A 10,937-nucleotide genomic window follows, 5' to 3' on the forward strand; every position below is an offset into this window, starting at 1 on the left:
TACACCCTCAAGGTGTTCGACATCATCTGGATCATGACCCGCGGCGGACCGGTCGATTCCTCCACCACCTTCGCCACCTGGTCCTACCGACTCGGATTCGGCAACCTGCTGCCCGCCTTCGGACCCGGCGCCGCCGTGGGCAACCTGCTGGTCGTCGTCGCCCTCGCCTTCGGCCTGATCTACATCCGCACCCAGCGCACGGCCGCGGAGGTTTGACATGAGTGCTCTCACAACGACCCGCGCTCCGCGTGCCGCCAGGATCGCATCTCGCTCCCGGGGCCGCAGGCGGTCCGGGTGGAAGACGGCTGTGGGTGTGCTACTCACCGCCGTCATGCTCTTCCCGGTCTACTGGATGCTCAACGCCTCCTTCACCCGCGATCAGGACCTGCGAAAGACCCCGCCCTCCTTCCTGCCCCTGCACGGCACCCTGGAGGGCTATCGTGCGGTGCTCGACCAACAGCTGCCGTACCTGGGCACCAGCCTGGTCGTCGGGTTGTGCACGGTGGCCCTCACCCTGCTGGTCGCGGCGCCCGCCGGCTACTCGCTGGCCAAGCTGCGCCCGAAGGGTGCCGGGGTGCTCAGCTTCGTGCTGCTGGCCGCGCAGATGATCCCCGGGATCATCATGGCGATGGGCTTCTACGCGATCCTGCTCACCTCGCACCTGATCAACACCCTGCCGGGGCTCGTCGTGGCCGACTCCACCATCGCCGTTCCCTTCGGCGTGCTGGTATTCACCGCGTTCATGGCCGGCATCCCCGACGAACTGATGCAGGCGGCGAAAACCGACGGCGCCGGACCGCTGCGCACCTTCTGGTCGATCGTGTTGCCGGTCAGCCGCAACGCGGTCGTCACCGTGTCCCTGTTCACCTTCCTGTGGGCCTGGTCCGACTTCATCTTCGCCAGCACCCTGGACTCCGGCGGCGGCCGACAGCCCATCACCCTCGGCATCTACCACTACATCGGCAACAACAACCAGCAATGGAACGCCATCATGGCCACCGCCGTGGTCGCCTCCATCCCCGCCACCGTCCTGCTCATCCTCGCCCAACGCTATGTCGCCGCCGGCGTCACAGCCGGCGCCGTCAAGGACTAGCTCCGACCACGAAATGAGAACTCTGCGCATGTCCGCCGCCCGCACCGGCCCGGCCTTCTCCGTCCAGGACATCCCGTTCAGCCGATCAGGGTCCTGGTTCAACATCTCGCCGGTGATCGCGGAACAGACCTACGCCGACGACCTGCACCTGGTCTCGCATCAGACCGGCATGCACCCGGTGCTGCGCCTGGTGCCGGTCCTGGACGGCGCGCGGGTCGAGACCACCGTCGCAGCCAACCCGATCCTGCTCACCTGGACCGTGAGCGGTGCGCCGCGCGACCGCGCAGGCCAGGGGCCCGGCAAGATCGAACTGGTCTATGAGAGTACTGACACGGTACGGCTGCGCGGCGAGGGGCTCGGCCTGCGCGTCATCGCCGCCGAGTCGGCGCTGACCCCGTTCAGCGGCACCTACCTCTACCGCGATCCGGTGGACGGCGCGCACGTGTTCACCGTGTACGAAACCGGCCGACGCTACCGCGTGACCGTGCTCGCCGGCGACGGGGCCGAAATCACCGGATCGCAGCAGCTGGGCACGGCCGAACGTGCGCTGCACCTGCCCGAGTCCGGCGGGCTGTGGGAGATCGCCATCGAGGAGTACGACAGCGGCCGGCCGCCTTATCACCGCACGGCGTCCTTCGGTCAGGTCGTCGACGCGGCGCGGGTCGAGTTCGACGCGTTCGTCGAAGCGGTCGCGCCATGGCGCAGCGAGCGTACGCCGGCCGCACGGCTGGCCGCGTACGTGCTGTGGTCGGCCACCGTCCGGCCGGCCGGGTTCGTGCGGCGGCCCGCGGTGCTGATGTCGAAGCACTGGATGGACAAGGTCTGGAGCTGGGACCACTGCTTCAACGCGCTCGCCCTCGCCGACGGGTTGCCCGCGCTGGCCTGGGACCAGTTCCAGCTGCCGTTCGATCACCAGGACCAGGCCGGCGCGCTGCCGGACTCGGTGACCCACTCGGAGATCCTTTACAACTACGTCAAACCGCCGATCCACGGCTGGGCGCTGCGCCGTATTAGATCCCTGATGCCTGAGCCGTTGCCGCGAGCCGAATTGGAGGCCGCTTATCAACGGCTGGAACGCTGGACCCGGTTCTGGCTCGATACGCGCCGGGCGCCCGGTCACGACATCCCGCACTACCATCACGGCAACGACAGCGGCTGGGACAACGCCACCGCGTTTGACCCTGAGCGCGTCGTCGAGACCGCGGACCTCAGTGCGTTCCTGGTGCTGCAAATGCGGACCCTGACGCAGTTGGCCGAAGACCTCGGCGACGAGACGGCCGCCGCGCGGTGGACACACGCCGCGGACACCTTGCGCGCCGCGCTGATCGAACAGCTGTGGGACAGCGCGCGGGAACGCTTCGTCGCGCGCGGAGCGCAGAGCGGTCGGCGGCGGCCGAGTTCGAGCCTGCTGGACCTGATGCCGGTCGTGCTCGGCAACGAGCTGCCGGCTGAGGTCATGGCGGCGCTGGCACAACGGATCAAGACGCACCTGACCGCGTACGGGCTGGCGACCGAGCACCCGTCCTCGCCGCACTACCAGAGCGACGGCTACTGGCGTGGGCCGGTCTGGGCGCCGAGCACCGTGCTGATCGAGGACGGGCTGCGCCGCGGCGGCTACGCCGATCTCGCCGACGAGATCAGCGCGCGGTTCCGGCTGCTGTGCGAGACGTCCGGGTTCGCGGAGAACTTCGATGCGCACAGTGGCGCGGCATTGCGTGACCGCGCGTACACCTGGACCGCAAGCGCCTACCTGATCCTCGCCGCCGCACACGAGGAGCGTGCCTCCGCGCTCCCGTAACGTTCGCGGCTACCGGGAGCGCAGCATCCGGCGCACCAGGTCCGCCCGCTCCGTCAGGGTTTTGCGAATCACCGGCGCGGTCGACTCGGCTGCGGCCAGCGCCGCGTCGGGGTAATCCCGGTCGATCCCGAACAGCGGGAAGAGCCGGTTGGTGAACACCATCGCCGGGATCATCCCGCCGCGCTCGAGCCCAGGCAGCACCTCGAGATAGCGGTCGGCGTACGGCGCGAGCAGCGCGTCCTGACCGGGACGCCAGAACGCCGACATGACCAGCGACACCGCGCCGACGGCCACCGCACGCTCGTCGACCACCCGTTGCCAGACGGCCTGCTTGTCCTGCGCGTTGGGCGCGGCGGCCTGCACAGTCAGCGCCCTGATCCAGGAATCGGGATCGGGATCGCGCTCCTGGAGCCGGGCTACCTCGTCCGCGACGTCGCCGCCAAGCTCGGCCTTGCGCACCAACGCACGCCACAGCAGGTCCACCTCGTCGCCGGCCTCTTGCTGGAGCCACTCGACGTCGTCGAGGCTTTCGGCGCTCTTGGCGAACGCCCGCAGCGCCACCTGGCGACGGTGCGGATTCTGGGCCAGCCGGCGGGCGGTGGCGGCGACCGTCGCGGCGAGTTCGGCGCGCTGCGCTTCCGCAGACCACAGTTCGCTACCGGCCAGGGCCAGGTCAAGGTAGGGCTCGATGACGCTGTCGCCGGTTTCCACGGCCAGCACCGAGGTAACGCAGTGCACTGTCTCGGCAGCGGTCGACTCCCCCTTGATCAGCAGGTCCCACACGGTCGCCACGGCCACGCCGCGCGAGATCGCGCTGGGAAGCGCGGGCGCGCCGGCGAGCAGTCGCGCGCGGTCCGCCGGTTCGATCCTGGTGACGGCGAAGGTCAAGTCCTCGTCGTTGAGGAGGTAGAGGTGCGCGCCGGCCGGGAGGTTCAGCGGCGTGCGGGCCTGCTCGACCTCAACGGTTTCCAGCGCCAGGCGCCGCAGTCCCGCGTCGGTGCCGTCAGTCGCGTATGCGCCCACGGCCAGCACTTGCGGCCTGGGCCGATGGTCCGCGCCGGGCCCACTGGCCACCAGCACGAATCCGTCGCCGTCCCGCTCCAGCGCGAGCTGATCGGTGCCTGCCGTGTCCAGCCAGCCGGCACGCCACGCGTCTACGTCCCGCCCACTCGCCTTGCCCAGCGCGTCGATCAGATCCTGCAGCGTGGCGTTGCCCCACGCGTGCCGAGCGAAGTACGCGGTCATGCCGGCCGAGAAGTTCTCCTCACCCACGTACGTCATCAACTGCTTGAGCACTGAGGCGCCCTTGTCGTACGTGATCGCGTCGAAGATCGACGCGGCCTCGGCGGTACTGCGCACCGGCACTCGGATCGGGTGCGAGATCGGGCCCTGATCCGCGAGATAGGCCCGCAGCTTGCCGGAGGCCAGATGCCCGGCCCATGAGTCGCGGTACGCGGTCGCCTCGACGGCGGCCCAGTTGCAGGCGAATTCGGCGAACGCCTCGTTGAGCCACAGGTCGTCCCACCACCGCATGGTCACGATGTTGCCGAACCACATGTGTGCCATCTCGTGCAGCAGGACCTTCGCGAACAGCTCGCGCTCGGCCGCGGTCGGATCGCTGCGCCGCAGGAACTGGTCCGACCAGGTCACACAGCCGTAGTTCTCCATCGCGCCGCCGAATTCGGGCATGAACACCTGGTCGTAGCTGCGCTGCGGGAACGGCATCCCGAATACCCGGGCGTAGAAGCCCAGGCCCTGTTCGGTGAGGGTGAAGATCTCATCCGCGTCCCGGTCCAGCACCGCGGCGAGCGACTGGCGCGCGAAAAGCCCGAAGTCGTGATCGCCCACGGTGCGGCGGATCTGGTGGAACGGCCCGGCGTTGACGACCGCGTTGTACGTCGACAGCGGCGGGGTGTCCGGGAAGCTCCACCGCCGCGCCGCCGTGGTCGACGCGTCCTCGATCCGCGGATCGCCGCTGTTGCTGGTCACCGTCCAGGCGGCGGGAGCGGTGACGGTGAACGCATGCGGCGCCTTCAGATCCGGCTGGTCGAAGCAGGCCCACACGAACCGCGCCTCATCCGGCTCGAAGCTGGTCCACACATAGACCTCGCCGTCCGCGGGATCAATGGCCTTGTGTACCCCGGGACCGCTCGCCGTGTCCGCCTGCGTGGTGCGTACCACGAGCGTGTTGTGCTCGGCCAGGTCCGTCAGCTGGATGCGCCCTTCGGCGGGCTGCCCGAGCGGCCTGCCGTTGAGCGTCGCCTCGACCACTTGCGCGCCGCAGTCCACGAAGGTCGAGCCGCCCGGGGTCCGGCACGAGAACGCCACGGTCGCGACGCACCGCACCTCGTCTCCGGTCGGCAGGTCGGTGAAGTCGACATCGATCTCGTAGCGCTCGACCGCGATCAACGCGGCTCGCTCGCGAGCCTCGTCCTGCGTCAGACTGCGCGGCTCCATCCGTCCTCCTTGACTGATCCTGCCGGTGGATACGGCTCAGGCTGCCGTCCAGGGCCGTTCGGATGCAACCGTGTTTCCACCTCTGTAGTGTCCGTGACAGCTTCCCGGTTCATTGCCGCCGCACACCGCCCCGGAGAGGATTGGCGATCATGGAGTCGACCACCGAGCGGTACCGCGCCGCCCGAGATCTCCTGCAGGCATCCTCCCGCGACTACCGGACCGCGGTCTCGCGGTTCGCCTGGCCGGACTTCGGCGAACAGTTCAACTGGGCGATCGACTGGTTCGACGCGATCGCCCGCGGGGTGCGGCGCACCGCGCTGTGGATCGTCGAGGAGGACGGCTCCGAGGCACGCTATTCGTTCGATGAGATCGCCCACCGCTCGGACCAGGTCGCCGCGCATCTCGCGGCGCACGGCGTGGCCCGCGGCGACCGGGTGCTGCTGATGCTGAACAACCAGGTCGAGCTGTGGGAGTCGATGCTGGCGGTGATGAAGCTCGGCGCGGTCATCCTCCCGACGACCACCGCGCTGGGACCGGCTGATCTGGCCGACCGCATCACACGCGGCGAGGTGAAGCACGTGCTGGTCAACGCCGCGGACATCGGCAAGTTCGACACGGTGGCCGGCGGCTACGGCCGCTTCGCGGTGGGCCAGCCGGCGCAGGGCTGGGTCGCTTACCACGACGCGTACGGCCTCGACGCGCCTGCCGCCGCGCATCCAGGCACCGCGCCCTCGGATCCGCAGCTGCTCTACTTCACCTCCGGCACCACGAGCCGGCCGAAGCTGGTCGAGCACACTCAGGTCTCGTACCCGGTGGGGCATCTGGCGACCTCGTTCTGGGTGGCGGCCAAACCCGGCGACGTGCACCTGAACATCTCCTCGCCCGGCTGGGCCAAGCACGCGTGGAGCTGCTTCTTCGCGCCCTGGATCGCCGAGGCGACGATCTTCGTGTTCAACTACACCCGCTTCGACGCGGCCGCGCTGCTCGGCCAGATCCGCCGGGCCGGGGTCAACACCTTCTGCGCTCCCCCGACGGTCTGGCGCATGCTGATCAAGACCGACCTGTCGGGCGGCCCGGGACAACTCAGGGAATTGCTGTCGGCCGGGGAGCCGCTGAACCCTGAGGTGCTGGACAAGGTGCGCTCCGCGTGGGGCCTCACGATCCGCGACGGCTATGGTCAGACCGAACTGCCACTCGCCGTGGGCAACGTGCCCGGCATGCCGGTCAAGCCGGGTTCGATGGGGCTGCCGCTGCCTGGCGTCCCGATCGTGCTGGTCGATCCGGTCACCGGCCGGCCGGCTGAGGAGGGCGAGATCTGCGTCGACCTGGCCCGGCGGCCGATGAGCCTGATGACCGGGTATCAGGACGATCCGGAGCGCAATACCGAGGCCATGGCCGGCGGTTACTACCACACCGGCGACGTCGCCTCGCGGGACGCGGACGGGTACATCTTCTACGTGGGGCGCACGGACGACGTGTTCAAGGCCTCCGACTACAAGATCTCGCCCTTCGAACTCGAGAGCGTGCTCATCGAACACCCGGCGGTCGCGGAGGCGGCCGTCGTTCCCGCGCCCGATGAGCTGCGCCTGGCGGTGCCCAAGGCCTATATCGCGCTCGCGGCCGGATACGAGCCGTCAAAACTGACCGCGTTCGAAATCCTGCGGCACGCTCGCGAGCACCTGGCCCCGTTTCAACGGGTACGCAGGATCGAGTTCTTCGAACTGCCCAAGACGATCTCCGGCAAGATCCGCCGGGTCGACCTTCGCGCGCGCGAACAGCAGGCCGCGAGGGGCGAGACCGAGATCGCCGAGTGGCGCGATGATCAGTTCCCTGAGCTGCGGGGCTGAGACGGGGACCGACGCCGCGGTCCCCGTCAGCGGCCCAAGCGGCACATGCTGCCGAAACTACTCGGTCGGCTTTGTCGGCTTGGTCAGCCGATGCCAGTGGTCTGCAACGCGGTGGTCCAGTTGGTGCGTATCGCGGAGCGCGCGGCGGCCAGGGTGATGCGTCCGGAGCACACGGCGTTCTTCAGCTTGGTCTCGATGCCGTCCTTGGTGTACGAGGTCTGCGAACCGTAGTGCGGTTCGGGCCACAGGTTGCCCGGGTCACGCGGCGACCCGCCCAGCTCCAGCGGTACGAAGTGATCCTCCTCATAGTCGGACATACTGGTGTCCGCATAGCCGTAGTCGATGATGCCCTGGGCCTTGAGGGCGTTGGTGTAGGAGGTGGGCGGGCGCACGGTCGTGGTCCAGCCGGACACGCAGATCGTCGAGCCGATGGTCGCCTGCGTCACGGCCGGGTTGTAGACGCCGGGGGTGCAGATCGCGTCGGGCAGCGGCAGGTAGCTGGTGGAGCAGGTGCTGGCCTGGGCGGCTCCGGCGCCCGCGAAGATCAGGCCGCTGACAGACAGCGCGAGGGCGCAGCCGGTGACGGTGAAGGGATTGACGAGAAAGCGCATGCAGGTCTCCCGCGAGTTCGGCCCGGTGTGGGTTACCGGGACTCGTGTTCATGACACTGCGTCGCGGCCCGCGCAGATAGTCGCCGCGGGTAAACATTTGCCAGCATTCTGAGATCGAGAGGAATCCCGATGGCCGTGCGCTACCAATTGGTGATCGACTGCGCGGACCCCGACCGGCAGGCCCGCTTCTGGGCCGCCGCGCTGGGCTATGAACTCGCGCCGCCGCCGACCGGTTTCGCGACCTGGGACGAGTACTACCGCGACCTGGGCGTGCCGGAAGAAGAGTTGACCGGCGGCGCCGACCGGATCAGCGATCCGCAGGGCGGCGGGCCGGCCATCTGGTTCCAGGTGGTCGACGTCGAGAAGTCAGTGAAGAACCGGCTGCACATCGACGTCCACGCGAGCGGCGAGCGGTCCGACCCGCTCGAGACGCGCAAGCAGCGAGTGGACGCCGAGGCCGAGCGGCTGGTGAGCCTGGGCGCCACCAAAACCGTTGTCCTGTATCAGGAAGGGCTCGACCACTACGCGGTGGGGATGAAGGACCCTGAGGGGAACGAGTTCGACATCAACTGATCAACTGAACGCCATTTGTTACGCACGGCCTTGGCCTAGCGCGGCAGCGCCTCGTCGCTCATCCGCCGGCGGAAGAGCGAGGGATGCGCGCCGATCGCCGCCAAGCCGGTGACGGTCGCGCGCGGATCGTCTCCGGTCAGCAGCGTGCGCCCGAGAAGTACCGCGTCCGCGCCCTTTCTGGCGTAGGTGATCAGATCCGAACGTCCCGCCGCTCCGCATTCGGCCACGCGCACGACGCTCTCCGGGATTATCGGCAGCAGGTCGCACAGTGCGGCGCGACCCGCGTCCGCGTTCAGGTGCGCGGGCGGGCGCACTAGCACGGCGCGGGCAGCGGCGCGCAACGCGAGCATCAGGTCCGCGCCGTCCCGCACCTCGACCACAGCTGTCAGGCCGAGCGAGGCTGCCCGCTCCACCAGCGAGACCAGGGCATCGCACGGCAGAGCGCCCGCGGTCAGCAACACCAGATCCGCGCCGCTCGCCCGCGCTTCCCAGAGCTGGTAACTGGAAACGATCAGGTCCAGGTAAAGCACGGGCATCTGCGTGCGGGAACGGACGTGCGCCACAGCACGCCCCGGTTCGTGCGCGGCGTGCGGGACAGGTGCGATCGCGAGGGCCGAGAGTCCGCATTCCTCGCCGTGGTCAACCAGCGCGTTGTGTGGAGCGTGCGCGGGATCAAGCTCGGCGATCACGGCGACGCTGTCACCGCGCAACGCCGCCAAGCCGCTGCAAGGCACGAGGCGCGCGAGAGCCTCTCGTTGAAGTTCGGCGAGCGGCAGCGCGGCTTCGCGGGCGGCGACTTCGCCGCGTACTCGCGCCAGCAGCGCCTCGGATATCTCGCTCACCCGCTCGCCCCCTTTTGTCTCAGTCCGCTGAGGCCGACGCGCGGGCCGCCGTGATCGCAGACGCTGGCGGTGATGTGCCCGGCCAGCCAGGACGTTAACCGCATAGGAGGGATCGAAGGCAAATCAGGACCGCAGCTGCGAGAGCCCTGCGCTGCGGACGCATATCAGATGCCAGCCAAGCCCTTGTCTCGCACCGCTCCAGGGCTGATTGGACCGCTATCTCGCAGATACCAGGGTCACGGTCTGATCTCATCCGCTGATCCGAGGGCTTTACCGCGATCCGGCTGGCATTCTCGGGTTATCGTGGGGGCGTGTCGACGTTTGGGATCAGTGAAGCCGCCGAGTTGCTCGGGGTGAGTGCGGATACCGTGCGCCGTTGGGTCGACTCCGGGAGGCTGCCCGCCGAGCGCGAGCTCAACGGCCACCGCCGGGTGGCCGGCGCCGACCTGGCCGCGTTCGCCGCGTCGCTGCGCGACACCGCTGAGCACCAGCGGGCCGGCGGGGTGTCCTCGGCGCGCAACCGCTTCCGCGGGATCGTGACCCAGGTGGTGCGTGACGGGGTGATGGCCCAGGTCGAGATTCAGGCCGGTCCGCACCGAGTCGTCTCGCTGATGAGCCGCGAGGCCGCGGATCAGCTCGATCTGCAGGTCGGCACGGTGGCGGTCGCGGTGGTCAAGTCCACCAACGTCGTCGTGGAGATCTGAACGCCGGCCAGGCCGCACCGCGGCCACCTGACGACCAGGAGTGATCATGACTTTCGCGCTGCCCGGCCGTGGTGCCCGCACGCGCGCCGCTCTGGCCCTGGCCGGGGCGGTGGTGTTGGCCGGAGCTCTGGGATTGGCGGCCGTGGCCGGGTGCTCAAGTTCGAGTTCCGGCGCCGCCGCATCCGGGCCGTCCTCGTCCGCGGCTTCGTCGTCGACCAACTCACTCTCTGGCACCGTGACCGTATTCGCCGCCGCGTCGCTGACCGGAACGTTCACTCAGCTCGGCAAGGACTTCGAGGCCGCGCACCCGGGCGTGACCGTCAAGTTCAACTTCGGCGGCTCGGACACCTTGGCCGCCAGCATCGTGTCCGGCGCGCCCGCCGATGTGTTCGCCGCCGCGAGCACCGCCACGATGGGCACGGTCACCAAGGCCGGGGCCGCCACGGGCACGCCCACCGTGTTCGTGAAGAACCAGCTGGAGATCGCCGTGCCGCCGGGTGACCCTAAGGCCATCAAGACGCTGGCGGATCTCACGAAGCCGGGCGTGAAAGTCGCGCTGTGCGCGCCGACGGTACCCTGCGGCGCCGCTGCCGTGAAGGTCGAGGCCGCGGGGAAAATCAAGATCAATCCGGTGACCCTGGAGACCGACGTCAAGTCCGCGCTGACCAAAGTGGAACTCGGTGAGGTCGACGCGGCGCTGGTCTACCAGACCGATGTGAAGGCGGCCGGCGGCAAGGTGGAAGGCATGGAGTTCGCCGAGGCCGCCAAGGCGATCAACAACTACCCGATCGCCGTACTCAAGGACGCCCCCAACGCCGCCGCCGCGCAAGCCTTCATCGCGTTCGTGCTCTCCGCCCACGGCCGCGGCGTACTCAGCGCGGCCGGCTTCCAGAACCCGTGAGCCCCTACCTCCCGTGACGCCGAGCCTCAGGCCTCGCACAGGGCGCGCCGAACGCTCGCGGCGCGCCCCGCACTCCCTCGCGCCGCGGCGCGTGCCGTTCCCGCTACTACT

Annotated in this window: 9 protein-coding genes and 1 pseudogene; 7 read left to right on the top strand and 3 right to left on the bottom strand. The window is 69.1% G+C overall.

Annotated elements, in window-relative coordinates; translation table 11 throughout:
- The 3 genes and pseudogenes from VN779_RS08155 to VN779_RS08165 form a co-directional block, all read left to right on the top strand.
- Nucleotides 1–216, top strand: a pseudogene (locus tag VN779_RS08155) (sugar ABC transporter permease); the annotation flags it as partial.
- Nucleotides 217–331: 115 nt separating this feature from the next.
- Nucleotides 332–1,093 carry a carbohydrate ABC transporter permease gene (locus tag VN779_RS08160; RefSeq protein WP_349260705.1) on the top strand — a complete coding sequence of 254 codons (762 nt, stop codon included), beginning with the start codon at nucleotides 332–334 and terminating at the stop codon, nucleotides 1,091–1,093.
- Between the two features lie 28 nt (nucleotides 1,094–1,121).
- The gene (locus VN779_RS08165; RefSeq protein WP_325721775.1) at nucleotides 1,122–2,891 is read left to right on the top strand and encodes an amylo-alpha-1,6-glucosidase; all 1,770 of its coding nucleotides are present in this window, start codon (nucleotides 1,122–1,124) and stop codon (nucleotides 2,889–2,891) included.
- Nucleotides 2,892–2,900: 9 nt separating this feature from the next.
- Here VN779_RS08165 and pepN read toward each other — a convergent pair whose 3' ends face one another.
- Nucleotides 2,901–5,348, bottom strand: coding sequence for an aminopeptidase N (pepN, locus tag VN779_RS08170; protein WP_325721777.1), 2,448 nt, complete (start codon nucleotides 5,346–5,348; stop codon nucleotides 2,901–2,903).
- Between the two features lie 149 nt (nucleotides 5,349–5,497).
- Here pepN and VN779_RS08175 point away from each other — a divergent pair, with 149 nt between their 5' ends.
- Entirely contained in the window at nucleotides 5,498–7,195 is a 1,698-nt protein-coding gene (locus tag VN779_RS08175) for an AMP-binding protein (protein ID WP_325721779.1), read from the top strand.
- A gap of 83 nt (nucleotides 7,196–7,278) precedes the next feature.
- Here VN779_RS08175 and VN779_RS08180 read toward each other — a convergent pair whose 3' ends face one another.
- The gene (locus VN779_RS08180; RefSeq protein ID WP_325721781.1) at nucleotides 7,279–7,806 is read right to left on the bottom strand and encodes a hypothetical protein; all 528 of its coding nucleotides are present in this window, start codon (nucleotides 7,804–7,806) and stop codon (nucleotides 7,279–7,281) included.
- Between the two features lie 129 nt (nucleotides 7,807–7,935).
- Here VN779_RS08180 and VN779_RS08185 point away from each other — a divergent pair, with 129 nt between their 5' ends.
- On the top strand, nucleotides 7,936–8,379 hold the full coding sequence (locus VN779_RS08185; RefSeq protein ID WP_325721783.1) for a VOC family protein: 444 nt from the start codon (nucleotides 7,936–7,938) through the stop codon (nucleotides 8,377–8,379).
- A 35-nt stretch (nucleotides 8,380–8,414) separates the two neighbouring features.
- Here VN779_RS08185 and VN779_RS08190 read toward each other — a convergent pair whose 3' ends face one another.
- The gene (locus tag VN779_RS08190; RefSeq protein ID WP_325721785.1) at nucleotides 8,415–9,221 is read right to left on the bottom strand and encodes an indole-3-glycerol-phosphate synthase TrpC; all 807 of its coding nucleotides are present in this window, start codon (nucleotides 9,219–9,221) and stop codon (nucleotides 8,415–8,417) included.
- Between the two features lie 311 nt (nucleotides 9,222–9,532).
- Here VN779_RS08190 and VN779_RS08195 point away from each other — a divergent pair, with 311 nt between their 5' ends.
- Both VN779_RS08195 and modA read left to right on the top strand, forming a co-directional pair.
- On the top strand, nucleotides 9,533–9,925 hold the full coding sequence (locus VN779_RS08195; protein ID WP_325721787.1) for a TOBE domain-containing protein: 393 nt from the start codon (nucleotides 9,533–9,535) through the stop codon (nucleotides 9,923–9,925).
- Between the two features lie 46 nt (nucleotides 9,926–9,971).
- Nucleotides 9,972–10,826, top strand: coding sequence for a molybdate ABC transporter substrate-binding protein (modA, locus tag VN779_RS08200; protein ID WP_325721789.1), 855 nt, complete (start codon nucleotides 9,972–9,974; stop codon nucleotides 10,824–10,826).
- Nucleotides 10,827–10,937: the final 111 nt, after the last annotated feature.

This window comes from Actinocrinis sp., assembly GCF_035605935.1.
GTDB lineage: Bacteria > Actinomycetota > Actinomycetes > Streptomycetales > Catenulisporaceae > Actinocrinis.

Excerpts from the sequence above, each read along its gene's own strand:
- VN779_RS08160 (WP_349260705.1), top strand. The coding sequence starts at position 332 with ATGCTCTTCCCGGTCTACTGGATGCTCAACGCCTCCTTCACCCGCGAT.
- VN779_RS08165 (WP_325721775.1), top strand. The coding sequence starts at position 1,122 with ATGTCCGCCGCCCGCACCGGCCCGGCCTTCTCCGTCCAGGACATCCCG.
- pepN (WP_325721777.1), bottom strand. The coding sequence starts at position 5,348 with ATGGAGCCGCGCAGTCTGACGCAGGACGAGGCTCGCGAGCGAGCCGCG.
- VN779_RS08175 (WP_325721779.1), top strand. The coding sequence starts at position 5,498 with ATGGAGTCGACCACCGAGCGGTACCGCGCCGCCCGAGATCTCCTGCAG.
- VN779_RS08180 (WP_325721781.1), bottom strand. The coding sequence starts at position 7,806 with ATGCGCTTTCTCGTCAATCCCTTCACCGTCACCGGCTGCGCCCTCGCG.
- VN779_RS08185 (WP_325721783.1), top strand. The coding sequence starts at position 7,936 with ATGGCCGTGCGCTACCAATTGGTGATCGACTGCGCGGACCCCGACCGG.
- modA (WP_325721789.1), top strand. The coding sequence starts at position 9,972 with ATGACTTTCGCGCTGCCCGGCCGTGGTGCCCGCACGCGCGCCGCTCTG.